Annotated in this window: 26 protein-coding genes; 8 read left to right on the forward strand and 18 right to left on the reverse strand. The window is 62.1% G+C overall.

Translation table 11 applies throughout. From position 1 onward, the window contains the following. Positions 1–79: 79 nt before the first annotated feature. The 4 genes from metF to rhlE2 all read left to right on the forward strand — a co-directional run bounded on the left by metF (position 80) and on the right by rhlE2 (position 5050). On the forward strand, positions 80–925 hold the full coding sequence (metF, locus tag BFN10_RS15030) for a methylenetetrahydrofolate reductase [NAD(P)H] (protein WP_071490340.1): 846 nt from the start codon (positions 80–82) through the stop codon (positions 923–925). Between the two features lie 82 nt (positions 926–1007). Beyond that, entirely contained in the window at positions 1008–2090 is a 1083-nt protein-coding gene (locus BFN10_RS15035) for a hypothetical protein (protein ID WP_071490341.1), read from the forward strand. A 63-nt stretch (positions 2091–2153) separates the two neighbouring features. Further along, positions 2154–2945 (forward strand): substrate-binding periplasmic protein, encoded by a 792-nt coding sequence (locus tag BFN10_RS15040; protein WP_071490342.1) that lies wholly within the window; start codon positions 2154–2156, stop codon positions 2943–2945. Between the two features lie 221 nt (positions 2946–3166). Continuing rightward, the gene (gene rhlE2, locus BFN10_RS15045) at positions 3167–5050 is read left to right on the forward strand and encodes an RNA helicase RhlE2 (protein ID WP_071490343.1); all 1884 of its coding nucleotides are present in this window, start codon (positions 3167–3169) and stop codon (positions 5048–5050) included. Between the two features lie 64 nt (positions 5051–5114). Here rhlE2 and BFN10_RS15050 read toward each other — a convergent pair whose 3' ends face one another. Both BFN10_RS15050 and BFN10_RS15055 read right to left on the reverse strand, forming a co-directional pair. Further along, a complete protein-coding gene (locus tag BFN10_RS15050) occupies positions 5115–5693 on the reverse strand; it encodes a YceI family protein (RefSeq protein WP_071490344.1) in 579 nt (192 codons plus the stop codon). Between the two features lie 32 nt (positions 5694–5725). Then, positions 5726–6277, reverse strand: coding sequence for a cytochrome b (locus tag BFN10_RS15055; protein WP_071490345.1), 552 nt, complete (start codon positions 6275–6277; stop codon positions 5726–5728). Between the two features lie 273 nt (positions 6278–6550). Between BFN10_RS15055 and BFN10_RS15060 the strand changes: the two genes are divergently transcribed. Beyond that, a complete protein-coding gene (locus tag BFN10_RS15060) occupies positions 6551–7957 on the forward strand; it encodes an adenosylmethionine--8-amino-7-oxononanoate transaminase (protein ID WP_071490346.1) in 1407 nt (468 codons plus the stop codon). A 30-nt stretch (positions 7958–7987) separates the two neighbouring features. Further along, a complete protein-coding gene (locus tag BFN10_RS15065) occupies positions 7988–8707 on the forward strand; it encodes a 16S rRNA (uracil(1498)-N(3))-methyltransferase (RefSeq protein WP_071490347.1) in 720 nt (239 codons plus the stop codon). Positions 8708–8709: 2 nt separating this feature from the next. On the opposite strand, the gene BFN10_RS15070 is transcribed toward BFN10_RS15065, so the two are convergent. Further along, the gene (locus tag BFN10_RS15070; protein WP_071490348.1) at positions 8710–9612 is read right to left on the reverse strand and encodes a transporter substrate-binding domain-containing protein; all 903 of its coding nucleotides are present in this window, start codon (positions 9610–9612) and stop codon (positions 8710–8712) included. A gap of 34 nt (positions 9613–9646) precedes the next feature. After that, positions 9647–10894 carry a D-amino acid dehydrogenase gene (locus tag BFN10_RS15075; protein WP_269458749.1) on the reverse strand — a complete coding sequence of 416 codons (1248 nt, stop codon included), beginning with the start codon at positions 10892–10894 and terminating at the stop codon, positions 9647–9649. A gap of 84 nt (positions 10895–10978) precedes the next feature. Here BFN10_RS15075 and BFN10_RS15080 point away from each other — a divergent pair, with 84 nt between their 5' ends. Continuing rightward, entirely contained in the window at positions 10979–11881 is a 903-nt protein-coding gene (locus tag BFN10_RS15080; protein WP_071490350.1) for a LysR family transcriptional regulator, read from the forward strand. Here the strand turns inward: BFN10_RS15080 and trhA are convergent. After that, a complete protein-coding gene (gene trhA / locus BFN10_RS15085; protein ID WP_058426584.1) occupies positions 11876–12493 on the reverse strand; it encodes a PAQR family membrane homeostasis protein TrhA in 618 nt (205 codons plus the stop codon). The genes BFN10_RS15080 and trhA overlap by 6 nt on opposite strands. A gap of 143 nt (positions 12494–12636) precedes the next feature. Between trhA and BFN10_RS15090 the strand changes: the two genes are divergently transcribed. After that, positions 12637–13557 carry a LysR family transcriptional regulator gene (locus BFN10_RS15090; protein ID WP_071490351.1) on the forward strand — a complete coding sequence of 307 codons (921 nt, stop codon included), beginning with the start codon at positions 12637–12639 and terminating at the stop codon, positions 13555–13557. 98 nt (positions 13558–13655) lie between these two features. On the opposite strand, the gene madM is transcribed toward BFN10_RS15090, so the two are convergent. The 13 genes from madM to BFN10_RS28840 all read right to left on the reverse strand — a co-directional run bounded on the left by madM (position 13656) and on the right by BFN10_RS28840 (position 23166). After that, positions 13656–14420, reverse strand: a complete 765-nt coding sequence (gene madM / locus BFN10_RS15095) for a malonate transporter subunit MadM (protein WP_071490352.1) — start codon at positions 14418–14420, stop codon at positions 13656–13658. Position 14421: 1 nt separating this feature from the next. Then, positions 14422–14826 carry a malonate transporter subunit MadL gene (madL, locus tag BFN10_RS15100; RefSeq protein ID WP_015886323.1) on the reverse strand — a complete coding sequence of 135 codons (405 nt, stop codon included), beginning with the start codon at positions 14824–14826 and terminating at the stop codon, positions 14422–14424. 67 nt (positions 14827–14893) lie between these two features. Next, positions 14894–15793 (reverse strand): malonate decarboxylase subunit epsilon, encoded by a 900-nt coding sequence (gene mdcH / locus BFN10_RS15105; protein WP_071490353.1) that lies wholly within the window; start codon positions 15791–15793, stop codon positions 14894–14896. After that, positions 15790–16377: a malonate decarboxylase holo-ACP synthase gene (locus BFN10_RS15110; RefSeq protein WP_071490354.1), complete on the reverse strand. Its 588-nt coding sequence runs from the start codon at positions 16375–16377 to the stop codon at positions 15790–15792. Before BFN10_RS15110 ends, mdcH begins: the two co-directional genes overlap by 4 nt. Next, complete coding sequence (gene mdcE, locus BFN10_RS15115) at positions 16371–17141, reverse strand: biotin-independent malonate decarboxylase subunit gamma (protein WP_071490355.1); 771 nt, start codon at positions 17139–17141, stop codon at positions 16371–16373. Before mdcE ends, BFN10_RS15110 begins: the two co-directional genes overlap by 7 nt. Then, complete coding sequence (locus tag BFN10_RS15120) at positions 17138–17980, reverse strand: biotin-independent malonate decarboxylase subunit beta (protein WP_071490356.1); 843 nt, start codon at positions 17978–17980, stop codon at positions 17138–17140. The genes mdcE and BFN10_RS15120 overlap by 4 nt, the downstream gene beginning before the upstream one ends. Then, positions 17973–18272: a malonate decarboxylase subunit delta gene (locus BFN10_RS15125; RefSeq protein WP_071490357.1), complete on the reverse strand. Its 300-nt coding sequence runs from the start codon at positions 18270–18272 to the stop codon at positions 17973–17975. Before BFN10_RS15125 ends, BFN10_RS15120 begins: the two co-directional genes overlap by 8 nt. Next, positions 18272–19105, reverse strand: a complete 834-nt coding sequence (locus BFN10_RS15130; RefSeq protein ID WP_071490358.1) for a triphosphoribosyl-dephospho-CoA synthase — start codon at positions 19103–19105, stop codon at positions 18272–18274. The genes BFN10_RS15125 and BFN10_RS15130 overlap by 1 nt, the downstream gene beginning before the upstream one ends. Next, positions 19106–20776, reverse strand: coding sequence for a malonate decarboxylase subunit alpha (gene mdcA / locus BFN10_RS15135; RefSeq protein ID WP_071490359.1), 1671 nt, complete (start codon positions 20774–20776; stop codon positions 19106–19108). A gap of 120 nt (positions 20777–20896) precedes the next feature. Beyond that, complete coding sequence (locus BFN10_RS15140) at positions 20897–21619, reverse strand: hypothetical protein (RefSeq protein ID WP_071490360.1); 723 nt, start codon at positions 21617–21619, stop codon at positions 20897–20899. 196 nt (positions 21620–21815) lie between these two features. Next, the gene (locus BFN10_RS15145) at positions 21816–22055 is read right to left on the reverse strand and encodes a DUF6124 family protein (protein WP_071490361.1); all 240 of its coding nucleotides are present in this window, start codon (positions 22053–22055) and stop codon (positions 21816–21818) included. Positions 22056–22385: 330 nt separating this feature from the next. Then, positions 22386–22805 (reverse strand): hypothetical protein, encoded by a 420-nt coding sequence (locus tag BFN10_RS15150; protein WP_058426571.1) that lies wholly within the window; start codon positions 22803–22805, stop codon positions 22386–22388. Continuing rightward, entirely contained in the window at positions 22783–23166 is a 384-nt protein-coding gene (locus BFN10_RS28840) for a polymorphic toxin type 44 domain-containing protein (protein WP_081049329.1), read from the reverse strand. The genes BFN10_RS15150 and BFN10_RS28840 overlap by 23 nt, the downstream gene beginning before the upstream one ends. Between the last annotated feature and the right edge of the window lie 191 nt (positions 23167–23357).

The raw sequence follows: 23357 nt of genomic DNA on the forward strand, positions 1-23357 counted from the left end.
ACCCTCATCGGGGGCAAGTCCCCTCCCACATTAAATCGGTGCATGACTTCCGGTATCTGAGTTTCAAAGGGTTATTACCATGTCCCAAGACCGTCGCTACAGCTTCGAGTTCTTCCCGACCAAGACCGATGCTGGGCATGAAAAACTGATGGCGACTGCCACGCAGTTGGCCAGCTACAACCCGGACTTCTTCTCCTGCACCTACGGCGCTGGCGGCTCGACCCGTGACCGCACGATCAACACCGTGTTGCAGCTGGAAAGCCAAGTCAAAGTTCCCGCCGCTCCGCATTTGTCATGCGTGGGCGACAGCAAGGCCGACCTGCGCGGCCTGCTGACCCAGTACAAAGCTGCTGGTATCAAGCGCATCGTCGCCCTGCGTGGCGACCTGCCGTCCGGCATGGGCATGGCCAGCGGCGAGCTGCGCTACGCCAATGACCTGGTGAGTTTCATTCGTGAAGAAACCGGCGACCACTTTCATATCGAAGTCGCGGCTTACCCGGAGATGCATCCACAAGCACGCAATTTCGAAGACGACCTGCAGAACTTCGTGCGCAAGGCCAACGCTGGCGCCGACAGTGCGATCACCCAGTACTTCTTTAACGCCGACAGCTACTTCTACTTCGTCGAGCGTGTACGGGCCATGGGCGTGAACATCCCGATCGTGCCGGGCATCATGCCGATCACCAACTACAGCAAGCTGGCGCGTTTCTCCGATGCTTGCGGTGCCGAGATCCCACGCTGGGTGCGCAAACAGCTGGAAGCCTATGGCGACGACGTCAAGAGCATCCAGGCGTTCGGCGAACAGGTAATCAGCAATATGTGTGAAGAATTGTTGCAAGGTGGCGCACCCGGGCTGCACTTCTATACCCTTAACCAGGCTGAGCCGAGCCTGGCCATCTGGAACAACCTCAAGCTGCCGCGCTGAGGTCGTTCAAGCAGCATCCAGGCCCTCGTTTACACGAGGGCTTTTTTTGTCCATACATTCCCGGAATGGAAGCCAGCAGTACATGAATACAGCGTCCCCGACACCTCGCCCGCAACTGGTCTACCTGGTCTTCGGCGCCGAGACCTACCATCAGGAAGCCGTATTCAGTATCGCCAGCGCACTCGCGCATCTGGGCGGCACGCAGGACATGCCCCTGGACATCCAGGTGTTCAGCGACAACCCGACGCCCTACGTTGACCTGCCGGTGCAGGTCCACACACTTGACGAAGCCACCCGCAAGCACTGGAGCGAACCCCACGGCTACCATTTCCGCACCAAGCATGTGCTGTTGCGCCAAGTGCTGGAAACCGCAGAACGGGCGCTGCTCATCGACACCGACACGTTTTTCCACGACTCGCCCATGGCGCTGTTCGAGCGCGTTGCCCCCGGCACCTTGCTGTGCAATGCCTTCCACGCCAAATACGGCGATAACCGTGAGAGCGTGCTGTATGAAGCCCTGGCCCCGCACTTGGAGCAAAAAGGCCTGGCCGACAACGATATGTACCTGCTCAACTCCGGCGTCATGGGCCTGGCACGGCAGGATGCGCACCTGCTGGATCATTCGATAGAACTGATGGACGAGCTGTTCCCAATGGCTCACGGTGCCTACACCCTGGAAGAGTTCTGCCTGTCGGTTGCCGCGTACCGCAAGGTCAACGTGCGCCAGTGTCCCGACCTGATCCACCACTATTGGAGCCGCAAGCAGCTGTTTCGCGCCAAGGTCAGGGCGTGGATCAGCAAACATGCTACCGCCCCGATCAGCCCGCAGGCACTGGCCGATACCCGCAAGGTTTCCGCGCACCTACCGCGCCCGCCGCGCCTGCAACGCCTCATGTACAAGCTGATCACCCTCGCGCTGCCCAAACGCAAGCAGCAGTTCATCCGCGAGATTCTCTACGGTTGCTACGAGCACGAAAACGAATTCGACCAGGCCTGTGGCCAGGTTTGGTGGGACAAGGCGCGGCAGAACCAGGAAGAGCGCCAGAAATGCCCCGTCGACGCCCATCAACTGGAACACTGGTTCGCCAACCCCCTGGTGCGCCTGATTCTGGGCGAACGGCGCGCAGCCATCTACGAACACCTCATGACCTCAGAGGGAAAATAGCACTGCCCGCAGATGCGCGTGCCAGAGCTTCTCTTTAGTGCGGGAGCGTCGTAACCTCAGGGCATGCCCGTCATTCTGAAGTTGTTGACTGCTGCCCTCTTCACTTGCTTGAGCCTCGCCGCTTATGGCGAGAAACTGCGCATTGTCACCGAGCCCTGGGCGCCCTACGTGTATGAGGACCAGGGCAGCATGCGGGGGCTGGATTATGAAACCACAGTGATTGTGTTCCAGCGCCTGGGCGTAGATGTGGAATGGCAGTTCCTGCCCTGGAAGCGCTGCCTGGCCATGCTGGACCAAGGCCATGCCGATGGCGCTTTGGATATTTTCCACAGCCATGAGCGCGACGCCTTGCTGCTATACCCCAGTGAGCCGTTGTCCGAAGTGGAGTTCACGCTGTTCTACGCCAATGAGCGACCCCACCCAGTGCAAAGCCTCGAAGACCTGAGCGGCCTGACCGTCGGCACGTCGCCGGGCTACCTGTACGGCGCGGCGTTCAGCGACTCCAGTCTGTTCAACCGCGAACCGGCACCGAGCCATGAGGCCAACTTTGGCAAATTGATGCTGGGACGCATCGACCTGGTGATCACCGACCGTCGAGTGGGCCAGCATGTGATCAAGGCGCTGGGCCTGGAAGGCAAGGTCAGCCAGGCACCGGCCGTGGTCAGCCGCCAGCAGCAATTCCTCGCGGTACGCCGTGGTGCAGGCATGGACCTCCTGGTACAGCGCTTTGCCGCCGAGCTCAAACGTTTCAAGCAGGAGCCGGCCTATAGCGCCTTGAGTGCCAAATATGGTGGAATCCAGGCCATTACGGCCTCTGAACACACCGTTGAGCAGCAGGAAAGCAGCGCGCCGTGATTGCTCTGTTATACTCCTGCCTTTCCGCCAGGCTCACGCCCGGCCGCTGAGGTCTTGAAAAAGGCAGCCAACCCCGCTACAGCGCAGCTTTCAGCCCGCGCGAGCCGGTGGAGTGCACGCCAGACGCAGCAGGACCGGACGGGGTTGCGCTCCTCTAAGCGCCATTCACGCCCGGCAAGATTATCCCTTTGGGCCAAGCCCTAACTAAAACAGGATTACTCATGTCCTTTGCTTCCCTCGGTCTCTCCGAGGCTTTAGTCCGCGCCATCGAGGCAGCGGGCTATACCGAGCCTACTCCGGTGCAACAGCGGGCCATTCCCGCCGTGTTGCAAGGCCGCGACCTGATGGTTGCGGCTCAGACAGGTACGGGTAAAACCGGCGGTTTCGCCCTCCCGATTCTGGAGCGGTTGTTCCCCAACGGTCATCCGGACAAATCCCAGCGTCACGGCCCACGCCAACCGCGTGTACTGGTCCTGACCCCAACCCGCGAACTCGCCGCCCAGGTGCATGACAGCTTCAAGCTGTATGCCCGCGACCTGAAGTTCGTCAGCGCCTGCATCTTCGGCGGCGTCGGCATGAACCCACAGGTTCAGGCCATGTCCCGTGGCGTCGACGTGCTGGTGGCCTGCCCCGGTCGTTTGCTCGACCTGTGCGGCCAAGGCAGCGTCGACTTGTCCCACGTGGAAATCCTCGTGCTGGACGAAGCCGATCGCATGCTCGACATGGGCTTTGTCCATGACGTGAAAAAGGTCCTCGCCCGCCTGCCGGCCAAACGCCAGAACCTGCTGTTCTCGGCCACGTTCTCCCAGGACATCACCGCCCTGGCCGGCAAGCTGTTGCACAACCCGGAGCGCATCGAAGTCACGCCGCCGAACACCACGGTCGAGCGTATCGAGCAACGCGTCTTCCGCCTGGCCGCCAGCCACAAGCGTGCGCTGCTGGCGCACCTGATCACCGCAGGCGCCTGGGAACAGGTGCTGGTGTTCACCCGCACCAAGCACGGCGCCAACCGCCTGGCCGAGTACCTGGACAAGCACGGCCTCACCGCCGTCGCCATCCACGGCAACAAGAGCCAGAACGCGCGCACCAAGGCCCTGGCTGATTTCAAGGCCGGCTCGGTGCGCATCCTGGTGGCCACCGATATCGCCGCTCGCGGCCTGGATATCGACCAACTGCCGCACGTGGTCAACTTCGAGCTGCCGAACGTCGATGAAGACTACGTACACCGTATCGGCCGTACCGGCCGTGCCGGTCGTTCGGGCGAGGCCATCTCCCTGGTCGCGCCGGACGAAGAAAAACTGCTGAAAAGCATCGAGCGCATGACCAAGCAGAAAATCGCCGATGGCGACCTGATGGGCTTCGATGCCAGCGCCGTGGAGGCCGAAAAGCCAGAAGCGCGCGAGCGCCCGGACGTGCGCAACCCACGCAACCCACGCGGTCCGAAGGGCGATGGCCCGAACGGCGGCGGGGGTGGCGGTGGTCGTCGCGACAAGGGCAAGGACAAGGGCAAGGAAAAATCCGCCACCAGCGGCCGTGGCGAACGCCCGGCCCGTGAGCAGAAGCCCCGCGAAGGCACCCCGGCCCGCGAACAGCGCCAGCCGAGCCAGCCGCCACGCGCTGCTGCCGACCGTGCTCCGGACGAGTTCCTCGACGACGATGTGGATAACTTCGGTAACCGCGTTGACTACGTGCCCCAGGCCAAACCGGCCCAAGGCCGTGGCCGTCGCCCTGGTGCTCCGGCGCAAGGCGCGGGTGCAGGCGCTCCACGTGGCGGCCAGCCACAGGGCGGCCGTCAGAATGGCCCTCGCAACAGCAGCGGCGGTACCACCGGTACGCCGCCTGCCAAGCGCAATGGCCCGCGCAATGGCGCACCCCGTGACGGCCAGGCCCGTCGCGAAGACTCGCGCAACAACAACCGCCGCCCGGCCCGTGACGACCAGCCTCGCTTGTCCGAACCGGCTGTGCAGAACCCGCGCGGTGGCCCGGCGCCGAAGATCATCCACAAGGAGTCGAAAGTAGATCGCTTCCCGACACCGGAGCAACTGGATCAGTTGCCAGGCCGTCCTCGTGGTGAGAAGCCAGCGCTGCTGACACGCAATCGCTGAGTTTTATAGCCCCCTAAAAAAGCCCCGCATCTTTCGATGCGGGGCTTTTTTGTGCGGGCAGAAATTACTTCTGCTTAACACCTTCCAGCGAGATGTCCAGGTCCACTGTCTGCGAGGACGGGCCTGGGCCTTTGATACCGAAGTCGTTCAGGTTGACGGTGGTCTTGGCATTGAAGCCGGCACGTTCGCCGCCCCATGGATCCTTGCCTTCACCGTTGAAAGTGGCCTTGAAGGTCACAGGCTTGGTCACGCCGTGGAAGGTCAGGTCGCCGGTTACGTCAGCGGTTTTTTCGCCAGTGGGCTTGACTGCGGTGGACACAAACTTGGCGTCGGCAAACTTGGCAACGTCCAGGAAGTCTTTGCTGGCGATGTGCTTGTCACGCTCTGCGTGGTTGGACCACAGGCTGGCGGTCTTCACATCGACCGCGATTTTGCTGGCCTCTGGCTTGGCGGCATCCCAGCTGAAGGTGCCGTCCCAGTCCTTGAAGGTACCGTGAATGTAGCTGTAGCCCAGGTGGCTGATTTTCCAGTCGATGAAGGCGTGCTGGCCTTCTTTGTCGATCTTGTAGTCAGCAGCCATCACCTGGCCTGCGGACAGCAGGGCAGTACCGATTGCCAGAGCAGCGAGGGTCTTTTTCAACATGCTTTCTATTCCTTGTGAGTCGAGGTTGAACATCAGGCTTTGCGCCCCAGCATTCGCGTGAGGGTCGCATCACGATCGATAAAGTGGTGTTTCAATGCAGCCACGCCGTGCAAGCCAGCGAAGACCACCAACACCCAGGCCAGGTACAGGTGCACAAGGCCGGCGGTATCTGCCTGGTCCGGTAGCCCGGAAACCACGGCAGGAATCTCAAACAGACCAAACACCGGGATACCGACACCGTCTGCGGTGGAAATCAGGTAACCGGCGATCATCACGGCAAACAGCCCGAGATAAAGGAAGGCGTGACCAAAGGCCGCGCCGATACGGGTCATGCGGCTGTAACTGGCCAGCGGTGGCGGCGGCGGGCTCACCAGGCGCCAGACGATACGCACCAGCATGATGGCGAACAGCGTGATGCCAATGCTCTTGTGCAGGTCCGGCGCTTCTTTGCGCCAGGAGCTGTAGTAGTCGAGACCGACCATCCACAGGCCCAGGGCGAACAAGCCAAACACCACCAGGGCCACGCCCCAGTGCAAAACCATGCTGACCCAACCATAGCGGGCCGGTGAATTGCGTAGCTGCATGTACTTAATCCCGTAAGAACTGTGCCCAAGACTAGCGATTTACCTATCGAATTAAAGCGGAAAATTTCGCTTTGAAATATCGAGAAATACGATCAAGAGGTTATGCACAGTACGTTAACAATGGATTAAGGACTATTCCTAAGAAACGTGACAGACCGTCTCGCGTTTACTGCGAATTCACCGGTAATGGCTTGTGACACAGCCGCCCATTGCATAGGCTTGCGCGATTGTTTCACCTGCGCCGGCCGCAGGACCGCTTCGAGGAGATCACCGATGGGCTTGAACAACCAGTGGATGCAACGCGACCTTGCCGTGCTGTGGCATCCCTGCACCCAGATGAAAGACCACCAGCAACTGCCGCTGATCCCGATCAAGCGCGGTGAAGGCGTATGGCTGGAAGACTTCGAAGGCAAGCGTTACCTCGACGCCGTCAGCTCCTGGTGGGTCAACGTGTTCGGCCACGCCAACCCGCGCATCAACCAGCGCATCAAGGACCAGGTCGATCAACTGGAACACGTGATCCTCGCCGGTTTCAGCCACCAGCCGGTGATCGAGCTGTCCGAGCGTCTGGTGGCGATGACGCCCGAAGGCCTGACCCGGTGCTTCTATGCCGACAACGGCTCGTCGTGCATCGAAGTCGCGCTGAAAATGAGCTTCCACTATTGGCTCAACCGCGGCCTGCCGAACAAGAAGCGCTTCGTCACCCTGACCAACAGCTACCACGGCGAAACCATCGCCGCGATGTCGGTGGGCGATGTGCCGCTGTTTACCGAGACCTACAAGGCGCTGTTGCTCGACACCATCAAGGTGCCGAGCCCGGACTGTTACCTGCGCCCCGAAGGCGTGAGCTGGGAAGACCACTCGCGCACGATGGCCCGGGTGATGGAACAGACCCTCGCCGAGCACCACGACACCGTGGCCGCTGTGATTATCGAACCGTTGATCCAGGGCGCTGGCGGCATGCGCATGTACCACCCGGTTTACCTCAAACTATTGCGCGAAGCCTGCGACCGTTACGGCGTGCACTTGATCCACGACGAAATCGCTGTTGGCTTCGGCCGTACCGGCAGTATGTTCGCCTGCGAGCAAGCCGGTATCCGCCCGGACTTCCTGTGCCTGTCCAAGGCGCTCACCGGCGGCTACCTGCCGCTGGCAGCCGTGGTCACCACCGAAGACGTGTACAGCGCGTTCTACGACGACTACCCCACCCTGCGCGCCTTCCTGCACTCTCACAGCTACACCGGCAACCCGCTGGCGTGTGCGGCAGCACTGGCGACCCTGGATATCTTTGAAGAAGACAACGTCATCGAGAACAACAAGGCCCTGGCCCAGCGCATGGCCACTGCCACTGAGCACCTGGTGGACCACCCTCACGTCTCGGAAGTACGCCAGACCGGCATGGTGCTGGCCATCGAGATGGTCCAGGACAAAGCCACCAAGACCGCCTACCCGTGGCAGGAACGCCGTGGCTTGAAGGTATTCGAGCATGCCCTGGAGCGCGGTGCGCTGTTGCGGCCGCTGGGCAGTGTGGTGTACTTCCTGCCGCCCTATGTGATTACCCCGGAGCAGATCGACTTCCTCGCCGAGGTCGCCAGCGAAGGCATCGATATCGCCACCAACAGCACAGTCAGTGTGGCGGTGCCAAAAGACTTCCACCCAGGCTTCCGTGATCCGGGCTGATTGCCCGCACTCCTTTTCCAGAGAACAGAAATGAGACTGTCCCGCTTTTTCACCGACACCCCGCTGAGCATCGGCGACCACGAACTGCCCGAAGCCCAGGCGCACTACATCAGCCGCGTGCTGCGCATGGGCGAAGGCGATGCCGTGCAATTGTTCGACGGCTCCGGCCAGGAGTTCCTGGGCACGCTGCTGGAAGTCGGCAAGAAACGCGTCACTGTGCAACTGACAGAGTGCTTCGCAGGCCAGGCCGAATCACCGCTGCATATCCACCTCGGCCAGGGCTTGTCCCGGGGCGAGCGTATGGACTGGGCGATCCAGAAAGCCACCGAACTGGGCGTCAATGCGATTACGCCGATTTTCAGCGAGCGCTGCGAAGTGCGCCTCAAGGACGAGCGTGCCGACAAACGCCTGCTGCACTGGCGCCAGGTGGCGATCAGCGCCTGTGAACAATGCGGGCGTTCGACGGTGCCGGCGATCCACCCGCCGCTGCTGCTGGCAGACTGGTTGAAGCAGACCGAGGCGCAGTTGAAGCTGGTGCTGCACCCGGTGGCCGAGCCGATGATCAGCCATGCCAAGCCTGCCAGCCTGGCCTTTCTGATCGGCCCCGAGGGCGGCTTGACCGACCATGAAGTCGAAACCGCCCAAGGCGCCGGCTACCACGCCGCCCGCCTCGGCCCGCGGGTGTTGCGTACCGAGACGGCGCCGGTAGTGGCGCTGGCCGTCGCCCAGCAGTTGTGGGGCGACTTCTAGGGTTACTCCACCGGATCGCTGATCGGCTGGGCAATGATCGCCTTCAACTCGCTGGTCATCGGGAATTCCAGGTTCAGGCCCTTGGGTGGAATCGGCTGTTCGAACCAGCGCTGGTAAATCCCATTGATCTCGCCGCTGCGGTACAGGTCTGCGAGCGTCTCGTTGACCACCGCCAGGAACTGCGGGTCGTCCTTGCGCACCATGCAGCTGTAGATTTCCCGGGATTGCTCCTCGCCCACCACCACCCAGTTGTGCGGGTCCTTTGCCTTGGCGCGTTCGCCGTAGAGCAACGCGTCGTCCATGTAGAACGCCGCCGCGCGGCCAGTCTCAAGCATCTTGAAGGCTTCGCCATGGTCCTTGGCGCTGATCACGAACATATTGGCCTTGTGCTCGGCGTTGTAGCTTTTGAGGAAACGCTCGTTGGTGGTGCCGGCCGTGGTCACCACGTTCTTGCCTGCAAGGTCCGCAAAGCCTTGGATGCCACTGTCTTTTGCCGTGAGCAACTGCCCCTTCACATAGATAAACCCGTAGGAGAACGCTACTTGCTTCTGGCGCTCGGCGGTCACCCCGGTGGAGCCACACTCCAGGTCGACGGTACCGTTCTGCACCAGCGGAATACGAGTCTGAGACGTCACCAGGTTGTACTTCACAGTGAGCTTGGCCACCCCGGTTTTCTGTTGGATGCGCTCGACGATCTTGTTCGCCAACTCCACCGAATAGCCCATGGGTTTGCCACTGTTATCCCCCACGTAGGAAAACGGTACCGACGCATCGCGATAGCCCAAGGTGATGGACTTGGCGTCGGCAATCTTGCCCAGCGTACCGTCCAGCGGCGTTTGATTGGCATGGGCCTGCGCGCCCAGCAAAAGCCCCAGGGTGCAGCCGGTCAACAGGATCTTTTTCATTGTTATTCTCCGTTGGTTTTCGGTTTGTGAGTCTTTACGCAGCGCGGGGCGTAAGGCCCTGCATATCAATGGAAGGCGTTCGCCGGCCGATCAAGTCGGCCAGTAACTGGCCGCTGCCACAGGCCAGGGTGAAGCCGAGTGCGCCGTGACCCAGGTTCAGCCACAGGTTGCGGTAGACACCCGCGCCAATCAGCGGCACACCGGTCGGGGTGGCCGGGCGCATGCCGGCCCATTCCACTGCGTGGGCGTAATCCCCCGCCAGCGGAAACGTCTGCACGGCCTGGCGTTTCATCAGCGCCAGGCGCTTGGGTTCGAGGCGGGCGTCGAAACCGACGATATCGACCATGGCGGCGACCCGCAGTTGTTCGCCGATACGTGCGTAGACCATCTTGCGGTCATAGTCGGTGATGCTCACGTTCGGCGCCTGGTGCCGAGCGCCAATCGGCACGCTGAGGCTGTAGCCCTTGAGCGGGTACAGCGGCAGCGACACGCCCAACTCGGCGCTGCGATACCCCGCCGCCAGCACCAGGTGTTCGACCGGCATCACTTCATCATCGATCTCGATGGCCTGCACCGCGCCCTCGGCATGGCGGATCCCGGTGACCTTGCGCCCCAACAAGAAGGTGCAACGCCCCGATGCCTCCAGCCGCGCCGCCAATCGCTGGCAGAAGGCATGACAATCGGCGACCTCTTCATTGGGTGTATAAATCCCGCCGACAAATCCACCGCCCGCCAGCGCCGGCTCCAGGCGAGCGCAATCAGCGGCCGACAGCACCTGCTGTTGCAGGATATCGGTGACCTTGCCGCGGGCATGCTCAAAGGAGCTGGCGTTGCGAAAGGTCACCAGCTTGCCGTTGCGCCGCCAGTCGAAACCGTCCAGGTGGTCGTGCTCGCGCCACTGCTGCAAGGTGTCCTGGCTCAGGCAGGCCAGGCGCAACAGGTGCGCGGCATTGCGCTTGTTCACCGAACCACGGCAGGCGCCGAGGAACGCCGCCATCCAACGCCATTGCCGGGGGTCAAGGCGCGGGCGCAGTTTCAGCGGCGAGTCACCGCGCAGTAACCAGCCAATGGCTTGCAGCGGCACGCCAGCATCGGCCAGGGGCGCCACGTAGCGATAGGATAATTGCCCGCCGTTGGCGAAGCTGGTCTCACTGCCCAGGGTCTCGCGTGCATCGATCACCGTCACCTCATGACCTGCACGCACCAACGCGTATGCGCTGGCCAGACCAATCACCCCACCGCCAATGATGCACACCATCTTTGCCGCCCACCGTTGAGTCAAGAGGCCTCAAGCCTAAGAGCAGGTGACAGGCCACCGACAATGAATAAAGATGGGTCACCTATAAACAAAGGTTATGGACTTGCCATGCGCTTGCGTCATATCGAAATCTTCCAGGCCATTCGCCAGACCGGTTCGGTCAGCGCCGCCGCGCAGTTGCTGCATGTCTCGCAACCGGCGGTGACCAAAGTGTTGCAACACGCCGAATTGCAGTTGGGTTTCCCCCTGTTCCTGCGGGTACGCGGCAAGTTGCTGCCCACCCCGGAAGCCCTGGCGCTGGAAAGCGAAGTGGAGAAAGTCACCGATAGCCTGCAAGGTGTGCGGCGCCTGGCCAAGGCCTTGCGCCGAGAACCGGGCCAGAGTGTGCGCATCGGCGCGATCCCGGCGCTGGCGCTGTCGCTGCTGCCGCCGGCGATTCTGCAGTGGAAAAACGATTACCCGGACATGACCTGCGAGCTGTCCAGCGACCATAGCCGCGAGCTGGTGCAGAAGCTGCTGATGCGTGAGATTGACCTGGCGCTGACGCTCAACTTTTCCGGCCATCCGGGGTTGACCACGCAGGTGCTGGCGGGCGGTGTGCTGGTGGCATTGGCGTCCAAAGGCTATTGGCCGCCAGCCGAACTGAGCCAGCCCTTGCCGTTGGCTGACCTGGCAGGCGCACCGCTGATCGGCCTCTCCAGCGCCGACCCATTGGCGGCGAAGCTCGACAGCTACCTCGAAAACGTCGACCCACCGCCCAGGGTGACGATCTCGGTGCAAACCTATTCCCTGGCCCGCGCCATGGTGGAATCCGGCGCGGGTCTGACGGTGATCGACCCCTTCACCGCGCTGGGCGCGTCGACAACCACGACCTGCATCCGCCCCCTGACCCCGCCGCTGCCAATCAACCTGTACGCCCTGACCCGCGCCGACGAGGCGCCGCCGCATATGTTGGCCAATCTGCTGGAGATTTTTGGCCACCGTGCCAGGGAGCTTCTGGAGCGGCTATAAGACGTAATGCATGATCGCCACAAAATGCAGGAGGCTGCCGCCGATCACAAACAAATGCCAGATGCCATGGGAATGCCGCAGGCGATCCTCCAAGGCAAAAAAGATAATGCCGACGGTGTACAACACCCCGCCCGAGGCCAGCCAGATAAACCCGGCCGTCCCCAATGCTGCCAGCAACGGCTTGACCGCCACCAGCACGATCCAGCCCATCACCGCATAGATCACGATCGACAGGATGCGCGCCTCCGAGCGCGGCTTGATCTCCTGCAAAATCCCGATCACCGCCAACCCCCACACAATCCCGAACAGCGTCCAGCCCCACGGCCCGCGCAGGGTCACCAGGCAAAATGGCGTGTAGCTGCCGGCGATCAACAGATAGATCGAAAAGTGATCGACCTTCTGCATGATCTCTTTTCGCCGCCCCTGCACGCTGTGGTACACGGTGGACGCGCTGTACAGCACCATCAAGGTAAAGCCATAGATCGCCACGCTGACGATCTTCCAGGGGCTGCCGTCCAGGCTCGCCACCACCAACATCCACACGGCGCCAATACACGCCGCGACTGCACCGAGCAAATGGCTCCAGGCGTTGAATCGTTCCCCGTGGTACATCTGTCACTGGCCTCCTGTAACCGTTAGGACTGGCTGGCAAGCGTCCAGCCTTGCGCATAAGAGTGCAAGCGGCTTATGACGTTCCGGCGACGCCGAACGGTTTTGCGGGCACAATCGACGGCATTCGAACAAGAGCCACGGCCATGCTGATCGACGAAGAATTCACCCTCAAGAAACTGGAAATCTTCCTGGCGTTCATGCGCACCGGCAACCTGACCCGCGCCGCCGCCGAGCTGCAAACCAGCAATGTGAGCGTACACCGCGCCATCCACTCCCTGGAAAACGCCCTGCGCTGCCCGCTGTTCAAGCATGAAGGGCGCAACCTCACCCCGTTGGAAAGCGCGTACGTCCTCGAAGAACGTGCGCAGAAACTGGTGGCCGACGTGGTCGACAGCGTACGCCTGACCCGCGAAGCCGCCGGGTTCTCCGCCGAACGCTTCAAATTGGGCTCGCTGTATTCGCTGACGGTGAAGACCGTGCCGCAATTGATCATGGGCCTGAAGATCCGCCGCAGCGAGCTCAATATCGACCTGATCCTGGGTTCAAACTTCGACCTGCTCTACAAGCTCAAGAACATGGAAGTAGACGCGATCCTCATCTCCCTGGATGAGCACGCCAACGACCCCGACTGCGAACAGATCGCGCTGTTTTCCGACGATATCTTCCTCGCCACCCCGGCCGACTCACCCTTCGACCGCGAGCGGGAAATCGACCTCGCCGACGTGCGCGACGCGACCTTCATCACCCTCACCCAAGGCTTCGCCACGCACCAGGATGGCAACCGTGTGTTCAAGCAGGCGGGGTTCGAGCCGAAGGTGGCGATGCAGGTCAATGATATCTTCACGCTGCTGAGCATGGTCAGCTCGGGCGTGGGTTATGCGCTGCTGCCGGGGCGGATTGCGGCGGTGTATGAGAACCGCGTGAAGCTGATACCGCTGCAACCCAGGTATCGGTTGCAGCAGCATATCGGGGTGGTGTTCCTGAAGGCCAAGGAAAGGGACCCGAACCTGCTGGCGTTGCTGGCAGAGTGTCGGATGTATGCCAACCGCCAGGTGCCGGCCTGACACACCGCTATCGGGGGCAAGCCCCCTCCCACACTTGAATGTGTTCGCAGTTCAAATGTGGGAGGGGGCTTGCCCCCGATGAGGCCCTGATAGACCCCTTACCCAACCAGGCCGCGCACAATGAAATACAGCAACGAAGGCCCAAGCAGGCAGCCCAGCCCGGTGTGGAACGTCGCCGTCAACGCGCCATACGGCACCAACCGCCGATCCGTCGCCGCCAGCCCCGCCGTCACACCGCTGACGGTGCCGGCCAACCCACCAAACACCATCGCCGAACGCGGGTTGTCCAAGCCCATCCAGCGCGCCGCGACCGGCGTACCGACCATGACCAGGATCGCCTTGATCAAGCCGGTGGCAATCGACAGCGCCATCACATCCGAGGTCGCGCCAATCGCCGCGCCGGTCACCGGGCCGACGATGTAGGTCACAGCCCCTGCGCCAATGGTGGTCATGCTGATCGCATCGCGATAACCAAACGCCCAAGCCATGCTCGCGCCTACGATGAACGGCAGGATCGTCCCCAGCAGCAGCGCGATCACGCCAATCATCCCGGCCTTGCGCGCCTCGGTGGCTTGCACCTCGAAAGCCGTGGCGACGATGGCAAAGTCGCGCAGCATCGCGCCGCCCATCAGGCCGATGCCGGAGAACAGCGCCAGGTCCGCCAGGCCTTTCTGACCGCCGGTAATCGTGCCACCGACCCAGGCCAATACCAGGCCGATAACGATGGCAATCGCCGAGCCATGAATGCGCCCGAAGGTCAGGCGCCTGGACAGCACCACGGAGAGCCACATGACCACACCCACGAAGGCAAACGCGGTGATCAGGCCGTTGTGTTCCAGGCCTTTTTCGATGAGATCCCACATATCAGCGACCTCCCACTGGAGCAATCAGCGGCTCTTCATCGGGCAACGGCTCGCCCTTGTGCGTGCGGCTGATCAGGGCAATCGTGCAACCACACACCACCACCGAACCGATCGCCGCCAGCACCGCTACCGGGCCGCCGTGCAAGGCGGTGACGACGTTCTGTTGCGCAGCCATCGCCACGACCACCGGGATGTACATGGCACCCCAGAATCCCACGCCCATTTCGCAGTCCTTGGTCATGCCGCCACGCTTTTGCATCCACAGGCGGGCGCAGATCAACAGGATCATCGCGATCCCCACCCCGCCGACGTTGGATTTGACACCCAGCAACACGCCGAGCATGTCGCCCATGATCACGCCCGCGAGCGTGCAGATCGCCAGTAATGCCACACCGTAGATAATCATTGTTGTTGTCCTCAAAGTGCTCGATCGAAATTGTTGTTGTTGTGCTTCGAAAGCCTTGGGTAGTGCTCTATCGGTGGCGGCGCTCCTCCTCTTGCAGCAGGGCCTGCAAGGTGTCCAGGCGTGCGCCCTCAAAGGCGATCACCGTGCCTTGTTCAAACACCCGGCGTGACAGGCCGGTGAGCACGGCGCCCGGTGGCAGTTCGATTTGCAGGCGCACGCCGCGCTCGTAGGCGCTTTGCACGGTGCCGCGCCAGTCGACGACGCGGCACATGTTGAAGGCCAGGTCGTCGCGCAGTTGCTCGGGGGTGTGAATGGGCCGTGCGCGGGTGCTGCTCAGGTAGGTGATGCGCGGCGTCTTGAGCGTACCGAAGGCTTGGGCCAGGGCCTGTGCCGGTTGGTCCAACAATGCGCAATGGGAGGGCACGCTGACAGCCAGGCGCTTGGCGATGCCATTGCCCTTGACGCGGTCGGCGACGCATTTCATGGCCTGGTCGCTGCCGGCGATGACGGTCTGATTATCGGCATTGATATTGGCCAGATACACCGGGGTTTCAGGGCTGTGGATTTCGGCCAGCAGGTTTTCGACGGTGGATAACTCGGGGCCGATGATCGCGGTCATGCCGTAGCCCTGTGGGTAAGCGTTTTGCATCAGCTCACCGCGCAGGCTGACCAGCTTGATTGCCTCGTTGAAGTCCATCGCGCCGGCAATCACCGCCGCCGCATAGGCACCAATGGACAGGCCTGCGACGTAGTCCGGCGTGTGTTGCAGCAGGCGGGCGTTGGCCACGCCGGCGATCAGCAGGCAGAGTTGTACAGCGCGGGTATTGGCCAGGGCCTCGGCCGAATCCAAGGTGCGAACGTCTTCACCCAAGGCATCGCTGGCCTGCTCCAGCACGTCGGCCGGCACCACCTGGAGCATGCCCGGGCGCTGGGCGCCCTGCCCTGGGAACACCAGAAGGCTGCTCATGCCACGGCCTGCCAGGGATCAATGACCAAATGCGCACCGTTGGCGGTTTTCAACAGCACCCGCCGTGATGGACCGGCCCATTCGCGCAAGGCGACGGCGCCGAAAGGTGTCTGCAGTTGCAGGTCCACGGCACACGTAACTTCATCCAAAGTGGCCAGCAGGTCGCGTGCATCGTTGCGATCCAGCGGCTCGGGCGTGCGCAGAATCAGGTCCAGGTCGCTCTGGGCATGCAGGGCTTCAATGCCCGTCGCCAACTCAAAACCTGCGCTGCCCGTGACGCCCCAACTCAATGGCGCCAGCACGGGCCGCAGTTGATCGAGGGCCTGCAATGCCGGTAGATCCCTTGTCGACACCACATCGCGCAACGCTTCCGGCGCGACCCGCCGCTGTACGGCTGCCATCGGCATCAACGCGGCAAACCGCTGCTCGCGCAAACGCCCACGCACGCCCACCGCGACAAAGCCCGGCGCGACGATGGCGCGACGCACGACTACCGTGCCAACCGCATCCTTCGCCCACGCCGGCGCGCCAGCGGGCAGGTGCGCCGGGGTCATGCCCCAGAGCAGGTCGTGGGCGTTCACCATTGCTCCCGCAGCAGTTGGCGCACGTGGCTGGAGGCGGCGCGGTTGGTAGCGCCGAGGCGGCTGCTCAAGTCGGTGTTGCCGATATCCTTGATCGCATGCACCAGGCAATCGCCGACCCGCGCCACGTCGTCCGCAGTGGGCTGTTCGATCTGGCTGACCGAGAGCGTCTCCCAGAGCAGACCGAGGCTGGCATAGCTATCGATGTCATAGGCCATCGGCGGCACGTTGGCGGCCAGGGCTTCCAGCTCTTCGACGCTGCGCAGGGTCACCCGCGCCGCCGAAGCCTTGCCCATGGCGTGCACCATCACGCCGGGGTCGCGCAGGGCGATCAGGCGGTTGGCCTGGTAGCCGTGGGCGAGGAACGCGCCGGACATGGCCTTGCCCACCAGCAGCGCGATCACCGGGTGCCCGGCCAGCCGTGCGCGAGCGTAGCTGTCGGCGGCGGCCGCCAGCGCCTGGTGGATGCCGAGGGCTTCTTCGCGACGGCCATAGGCTTGGCTGGGCACGTCGACGATGGCGATGATGGGGCGCTTGTCGCCACGGGCGATGGCTTCATCGACAGCCTTCGCCAACCCCCAACCTTCCAGCAAACCGACTTCGCCATTGCGTGCGCGGGGGAAACGGTTTTGGGGGTCGGTGACCACGGCGATAAAGCGTACGGCTCGTTCGTCCAGCAGGCCGTCGGCCACTTTCACGGAGTTTGGCAAACCCTCGACAGGCGTGGCGCCGGCGCTCAATGCGTTGAACCACTGCAAACCTCTCATGAGCGTTCTCCTTGATACAGCGCGCGCACCGTCGCCGGGTCGATCTGCGGCGTAGCGTCCAGTTCGGCCAGGCGCGCCAGGTAATATTCGGACTGGCGGCTGCGTTGTCGGGCGGGCAGGCCTTGTTGCAGCAGCGCACTCACAGTCTGTTGAATCTCGGCCACATCGTCCGCCACGTAACGGTCGACCAAGCCACTGTTGAGGCGTTGCTCGCCGCCGGTAAGGCTCCAGATGAAGGGCCGGTCGCGGGAGTCGTACTCTTCAAGCCCCGCTTCCTGTTCGATCACTTGCGGGCCATTCAAGCCAAGGCGTGCTTCGCGAGTGACCACCAGGTAACTGCACAACCCGGCCGCGATAGACATGCCGCCAAAGCAACCGACACTGCCCGCCACCACGCCGATCACCGGCTGGTACTGACGCAGGTCGACAATCGCCGCATGGATATCCGCAATCGCCGCCAGGCCCAGGTTGGCCTCCTGCAAGCGCACGCCACCAGTCTCCAGCAACAACACAGCGCGGGTCGGGATGCCCTTGCGATTGTCTTCGGCCGCCAGTTCCAATGCGCCGGCGATTTTCGCACCGCCCACTTCGCCGAGGCTGCCGCCCTGGAAGTTGCCTTCGATGGCGGCAATCACCACCGGTTTCCCGCCGAGGCTGCCCTTGGCGATCACCACACCGTCATCGGCCTGGGGCACCACACCCTGGCGGCTGAGCCACGGCGACATGACACGCTGGAACGGGTCGATCAATTCGCGGTAAGAGCCAACGTCCAGCAAAGCCTTGGCGCGCTGCCGAGCGCCCAGCTCGACGAAGCTGTGTCTGGCGAGCAAGTCAGTCATGGCCGACCTCCTCGAAACCCTGCTCCAGGCGCAAGCGCACCACGCCAGGGGTGGCACCGAAGTCGTGAATATCGATGTTCAAGGCCGGTGGCGTCTGCTCCTGGAACATCCTCTCGAACAGATGTTGCCAGCGTTGTTCGGCGCCGTTCACCGAAGTCTGCACCTGGATGGTCAGGGTGCCCGGCGTGCCCGGTTCCAGCAGCACTTCCAGGTCGCCCGAGCCGACGCAACCCACCAGCGCACGGCCTTTTGGCGGCTGCCCGGCGGGGAATTCAAAGGATAAGGTTTCCATCACAACGCTCCGTCGAGGCGGTCGATAAACAGGCAGGCGGCCAACAGGTCGGCGGCGCCGCCGGGGGAGGCATTCAGGGCCAGGAGTTGCTGGTCCAGCTCATGCAGTTGGCGCCGACCGGCCAGGGTTGCGCTGCCGCCAGCGTCCAGCACGGCTTGGGCACCGTGCTGCATGGCTTGAAGGCCTTCGGTGCCGGCGCGGTAGAGCACGCAAGTGTCGGCCAGCTCGGTCATGATCGCGAGCAAGGCGTCCAGGCGAGCGTTCTGTTCGCCGGCATGGTGCAGGCGGCTTTTACGCAGTTGCGGCAGGCCACGTTGCACCACGGACGGGAAGCCGAGCTGCGCTTCTTCACGGGCACCGCGTGCGCCGTAGCGTTGGGCAACCTGGGCGCCATGGCTCATGGGTTGTGGGGCGAAGCGGTCGTGGAGCAGGGCCAGTCTGGCGGCAGTCAGCGTCACGGCGCGTGGTTGCAGCGCGGCGGCGGCGGTGAGCAGCCCGAGTGCCCAGATCGCGCCACGATGGGTGTTCACGCCGTTGGTGGTGGTCAGCATTGCCTGCTCACCGTCACGGCCAAGACGCCCGAGGGCTTCACGCAGGGGCAAACCGACTTCACCGATCTCAATCGCGGCCTCGGCCATTTCCTTGAACATCGGCCACAGCGACAACGCCGAAGCGTGCATCAGGCCCAAGTGCAAATCGCTATGGGCGCCGTTGCCACGCCTATCCACCAGGGCGGGTTTGGGCGACAGGTCGGCTTCATCGATCAGCGCATCGACGGCCATGTCAGCCAGGCGATCCGCAAGGCTGAGTTCACGCAGTTTGAGGGCGCGCATTTACCAGCTCCTGAATTTGGCGGGCGGGTTGTACAGGCCGCCAGACCAGTCCACCAGGTCGGCTACGCTCTTGGCGGCCAACAACTCGCGGGTGGCGTCGGTGCGGCGAATCCCCAGGTCTTCGGGCAAGGCGATCAGGCCTTCGCGGCGCATGCGTGCGCTGTCCTTTGGGTTGTGGCGCATGCCGATGGCCGTGACGCCCGCGACAGCGGCGATCATCGCCTGGCGCTCTTCGAGGGAGCGCGCCTTGTACAGGTACGCGATGCCTTCTTCGGTGAGCAGGTGGGTGACGTCATCGCCGTAGATCATGATCGGCGCCAGGGGCATGCCGCTTTTGCGTGCGACTTCCACGGCGTCGAGGGTGTCGACGAAGGTGGGTTTGCCGCCTTCCTGGAAGGTCTCGACCATTTGCACCACGAGTTTTTTGCCGCGCTCCAGCAAGGCTTCGGGCGCATCGTCGTGGCGCATGTCCAGCCATGCGGGTGTGCCATGGCGGCGACCGCGTGGGTCATGGCCCATGTTCGGCGCGCCACCAAAACCGGCGAGTCGGCCACGGGTCACGGTGGAGGAATGGCCGTCGCCGTCGACTTGCAGGGTGGCGCCGATAAACAGGTCCACCGCGTATTGGCCGGCGAGCTGGCAGAACATGCGGTTGGAACGCATCGAGCCGTCGCGACCGGTGAAGAACACATCCGGGCGGGCGGCGATGTAGTTTTCCATGCCCAGTTCGGTGCCAAAGCAATGCACGCTTTCCACCCAGCCGCTTTCGATGGCGGGGATCAGCGTGGGGTGCGGGTTGAGTGTCCAGTTGCGGCAGATCTTGCCCTTGAGGCCGAGGGATTCGCCGTAGGTCGGCAGGATCAGCTCGATGGCGGCGGTGTTGAAACCGATGCCGTGGTTGAGGGATTGCACGTTGTGTTTTTCGTAGATGCCACGGATCGCCATCATCGCCATCAACACATGCACCGGCTTGATGTGGCGGGGATCGCGGGTAAACAGTGGCTCGATATAGAACGGCTTGTCGGCCACCACCACAAAGTCCACCCAGCTCGCGGGGATGTCGACGCGGGGCAAGTCGGTGACGTCGTCCACCAACTGGTTGACTTGCACGATGACGATGCCATCGCTGAACGCGGCTGGCTCGATCAGCGCCGGAGTGTCTTCGGTGCTGGCGCCGGTGTAGATATTGCCGGCGCGGTCGGCCATGAAGCCGGCGGAAAGCACCACGTTGGGGATCAGGTCCACCACCAGCCGCGCATAGAGTTCGATGTAGGTGTGGATCGCGCCGATTTCCAGCAAGCCGTCTTCGAGCAACTGGCTGATGCGCAGGGATTGGGTGCCGGCGAAGGAAAAGTCCAGCTTGCGGGCGATGCCTTTTTCAAACAGGTCCAGGTGCTCGGAGCGGCCGACACTGGGCATGATCATGTGCAAATCGTGGAGCTTGGCCGGGTCGGCCTTGGCCAGGGAGCGCGAGAGGAAATCAGCCTGTTTCTGGTTGTTGCCTTCCAGCACCACGCGGTCGCCGGGGAGGATCAGCGCCTCAAGCGCCTCGACGATCCTGTCGCTGGGCAGCACCGCACCGTCTGCGTATTGCCTGACCAGCCCGAGCCGCCGCTGCTTCTCGTCGCGCCGCCGCGTCCAGCGTGAGTCGGGGGTGATTGTTGTTGTCATGGTCGCTCCACGGGTTTGCTGTCGTGGGGCTTACCTTAGGAGTGATTGAGGGGGCCATCAATCAAGCTGAGCGCTGGACTGTTACGCCTGGATTAATGATGGCTCAATGAACACGGGCGTTCAGGTGCTGTGCCATTCGCTGCGGTGGAACCATATGGTTCTTAACAATGCCAACGCGGCAAAACCGTGCAGCCCCAACACAGCCGCCCAACTCCACTCCCACAGGCTCGACAGCGCCTGGGCGTAAACCGGCGACAGCAGCAAGAGCAGCGCCACCAGCGCGCAGCCGCCCAGTTGCTCCCAGTTTCTCAAGCGATTGGGACGGGAGGTTATCGCGTAACCCAGCAGGGCACCCAGGCACACCATCAGCAGGCTCAGCAAGTCGTGCTCGTCGACGGGAGGCCAGCCCAGCAGGTTGAGCGGCAAGCACACCGCGAACACGGTGAACGCGCAAATCGCCACATACACAAAGGCGTATTCAAGCGCGTTCAGCAGACGATCACGGATAAACCCTCGAGCCTGTTTGTCTTCTTCCGGGGTCGGCCCCTTGGATATCGCCACCGCCAGCAGACCCGAGCCAAGACCGCCCAGGGTCATGACCACAAAATTACTCACGACGCCCCTGATTGCCTTATCGGCACCGACCAGCTTTAGGCTTTCGAGGTACACCAGGATAAACACCGCGCCTGCGGTGGTAATCATGAACCCCCACAGCTTCCCACGATTGGACTGCACGTTCATGGTCACCGCCGCCGTGAGCACCAGCACGCCAAACCACATCAGAAGCGTGCCGGTAAAACGGTTGAGGTCGTACAGCCAGGCAAACCCATCCAAAAGCCACATTGCGTCGATACTTCTGTCGAAAAACTCCCCTGGCTATCGGCAGTGGGGTGGGGATCTTTACGATGGAGCGAGCAATTGCAGCGCGGCAAGGTATGCCTCTGTGGCGAGCGGGCTTGCCCCGCTCGCCACACGTGTTCAGAGGTGCCTTAAGTAGCGGTCCCAAATAGGGAACGATCAGTCCCTATTTGGGACCGTTTCAAGAGGCCGGCGCCGGGCTGACTTGCTCCAAGGCCCGATCTACCAGCAATTGCCCCAACTCCGCCATTTGCTGGATGCCGAGCATGATCGCGCGCTGGGAGGTGTCCAGGTCGAAGGCGAGGTTGCAAGTGAGTGCGTTGAGGGAAGACAGGGTTTCGCTGGCGTTGACCAGCAGGGTTTCGGTGTCTTGGTGAGGGTTTACGGTGAAGAGGGGCGGATTGGGGGTGGGTTTGATCATGATCTACAACTCCGATATGTGATGGAGACTGCCCTCTTCCGCTTGCACGCGAATTAAGGTGGCAGCTGTGCGCAGGTGTGCAAGACCGGGCATATCGGACCCCGGCAGACCCCGAGGGATCTCCCACGCACAGCCGCCATAACGAGTACAGCAGGCATAAAAAACGCCCGTTGAATGGCTATGGGCGTTTGTGCGCCGACATGTAACCGGACTTGCACGTCCGTGTCACCGTTTTTTGCGATGACGGGACGAAGACTAGGCGCGCTGTCCGCGCCCGACAAGTTCATGCACAGCCCAACATCTTGCAGGAAAAATCCGAAGCCCAGTCCATCACAGCCCCATCACCACCTTGATCGGGCCAAGACCTTCGAGGGCATAGCTGTTGTACTCGTACACTCGCCCCTGAATATCCAATGTAAGCACGCCCTCATGCTCACTCACTTGAACATTGGGTTCCTTGGTTTTCAGAAAAGGATGCGCCGACACCAATGTGGTGAGTATTTCCCGATCGTTACTCAAGTTCCTATGCACGTAGTAGCGGTATGAAAAGCCCACCGTTGCACCGCCTTGGCCATCCCGCGCGCCATAGATCGAGGAGCCGTTGCCCAAGGAATGCTTCAACACCACTTCGTCCAAATCCGGTGTTCCGGGTGATAGTAACCAACTGCCTGCGATATAAATCAGGCAGCCCACCAGCAGGCAGTTACGCAGGATCGGTATGAGGCCTTCAGTAGCCTTGTGAAATCGCATACTCGATACCTCTCCTTATCCAATATTGATCTCGCGGGTCATCACCAAAAGGATCATCTCCCCACCATGAGCCAAAATCCGGCAGGGTGGTTTTGGCGATGGTTTGAGCAACTCCTGCAGCCCGCAGTAACACATGATCGGGAATGCCTAACACCGTGCCCGTGGCACCGTAATTGAAATTACCAAAAGCCTCGTATTGACGCCCTTGCTTCTTGTAGTTCCACGGCCCTGCAGCTCTGACCTGCGAATAAAACCAAGAATAGGCAAACGCCGAACCCGGCCTGAGATGGATGCGCTTGCACTTGGCAATCGCCATATTTTCAAACATTGAAACACCGGGAGGCATTAACGGCACAGCCATTTGCGTGTCCTTACTGGCAAAGGGAAGCGCCGAACCTAGCATCCCACTCAGGCCAGAAAACCGGCCCAATCCAGTTAAAGAAATTACTTACACAAATAACATTCAGTTCCGACATTTTTGGGCGGTTTGGGTCGCGACGGCCTGTCAAACACAGAGGATCAAATGTAAGACAGAGCTTGCCCCCGATTGCG

This window comes from Pseudomonas extremorientalis (assembly GCF_001870465.1).
In the GTDB taxonomy this organism is placed as follows: Bacteria; Pseudomonadota; Gammaproteobacteria; order Pseudomonadales; family Pseudomonadaceae; genus Aquipseudomonas; species Aquipseudomonas extremorientalis.

Bases quoted from the DNA above. Each gene is read 5' to 3' on its own strand.
- metF (WP_071490340.1), top strand. From the start codon at position 80: ATGTCCCAAGACCGTCGCTACAGCTTCGAGTTCTTCCCGACCAAGACC.
- BFN10_RS15035 (WP_071490341.1), top strand. From the start codon at position 1,008: ATGAATACAGCGTCCCCGACACCTCGCCCGCAACTGGTCTACCTGGTC.
- BFN10_RS15040 (WP_071490342.1), top strand. From the start codon at position 2,154: ATGCCCGTCATTCTGAAGTTGTTGACTGCTGCCCTCTTCACTTGCTTG.
- rhlE2 (WP_071490343.1), top strand. From the start codon at position 3,167: ATGTCCTTTGCTTCCCTCGGTCTCTCCGAGGCTTTAGTCCGCGCCATC.
- BFN10_RS15050 (WP_071490344.1), bottom strand. From the start codon at position 5,693: ATGTTGAAAAAGACCCTCGCTGCTCTGGCAATCGGTACTGCCCTGCTG.
- BFN10_RS15055 (WP_071490345.1), bottom strand. From the start codon at position 6,277: ATGCAGCTACGCAATTCACCGGCCCGCTATGGTTGGGTCAGCATGGTT.
- BFN10_RS15060 (WP_071490346.1), top strand. From the start codon at position 6,551: ATGGGCTTGAACAACCAGTGGATGCAACGCGACCTTGCCGTGCTGTGG.
- BFN10_RS15065 (WP_071490347.1), top strand. From the start codon at position 7,988: ATGAGACTGTCCCGCTTTTTCACCGACACCCCGCTGAGCATCGGCGAC.
- BFN10_RS15070 (WP_071490348.1), bottom strand. From the start codon at position 9,612: ATGAAAAAGATCCTGTTGACCGGCTGCACCCTGGGGCTTTTGCTGGGC.
- BFN10_RS15080 (WP_071490350.1), top strand. From the start codon at position 10,979: ATGCGCTTGCGTCATATCGAAATCTTCCAGGCCATTCGCCAGACCGGT.
- trhA (WP_058426584.1), bottom strand. From the start codon at position 12,493: ATGTACCACGGGGAACGATTCAACGCCTGGAGCCATTTGCTCGGTGCA.
- BFN10_RS15090 (WP_071490351.1), top strand. From the start codon at position 12,637: ATGCTGATCGACGAAGAATTCACCCTCAAGAAACTGGAAATCTTCCTG.
- madM (WP_071490352.1), bottom strand. From the start codon at position 14,420: ATGTGGGATCTCATCGAAAAAGGCCTGGAACACAACGGCCTGATCACC.
- madL (WP_015886323.1), bottom strand. From the start codon at position 14,826: ATGATTATCTACGGTGTGGCATTACTGGCGATCTGCACGCTCGCGGGC.
- mdcH (WP_071490353.1), bottom strand. From the start codon at position 15,793: ATGAGCAGCCTTCTGGTGTTCCCAGGGCAGGGCGCCCAGCGCCCGGGC.
- BFN10_RS15110 (WP_071490354.1), bottom strand. From the start codon at position 16,377: ATGGTGAACGCCCACGACCTGCTCTGGGGCATGACCCCGGCGCACCTG.
- mdcE (WP_071490355.1), bottom strand. From the start codon at position 17,141: ATGAGAGGTTTGCAGTGGTTCAACGCATTGAGCGCCGGCGCCACGCCT.
- BFN10_RS15120 (WP_071490356.1), bottom strand. From the start codon at position 17,980: ATGACTGACTTGCTCGCCAGACACAGCTTCGTCGAGCTGGGCGCTCGG.
- BFN10_RS15125 (WP_071490357.1), bottom strand. From the start codon at position 18,272: ATGGAAACCTTATCCTTTGAATTCCCCGCCGGGCAGCCGCCAAAAGGC.
- BFN10_RS15130 (WP_071490358.1), bottom strand. From the start codon at position 19,105: ATGCGCGCCCTCAAACTGCGTGAACTCAGCCTTGCGGATCGCCTGGCT.
- mdcA (WP_071490359.1), bottom strand. From the start codon at position 20,776: ATGACAACAACAATCACCCCCGACTCACGCTGGACGCGGCGGCGCGAC.
- BFN10_RS15140 (WP_071490360.1), bottom strand. From the start codon at position 21,619: ATGTGGCTTTTGGATGGGTTTGCCTGGCTGTACGACCTCAACCGTTTT.
- BFN10_RS15145 (WP_071490361.1), bottom strand. From the start codon at position 22,055: ATGATCAAACCCACCCCCAATCCGCCCCTCTTCACCGTAAACCCTCAC.
- BFN10_RS15150 (WP_058426571.1), bottom strand. From the start codon at position 22,805: ATGCGATTTCACAAGGCTACTGAAGGCCTCATACCGATCCTGCGTAAC.
- BFN10_RS28840 (WP_081049329.1), bottom strand. From the start codon at position 23,166: ATGGCTGTGCCGTTAATGCCTCCCGGTGTTTCAATGTTTGAAAATATG.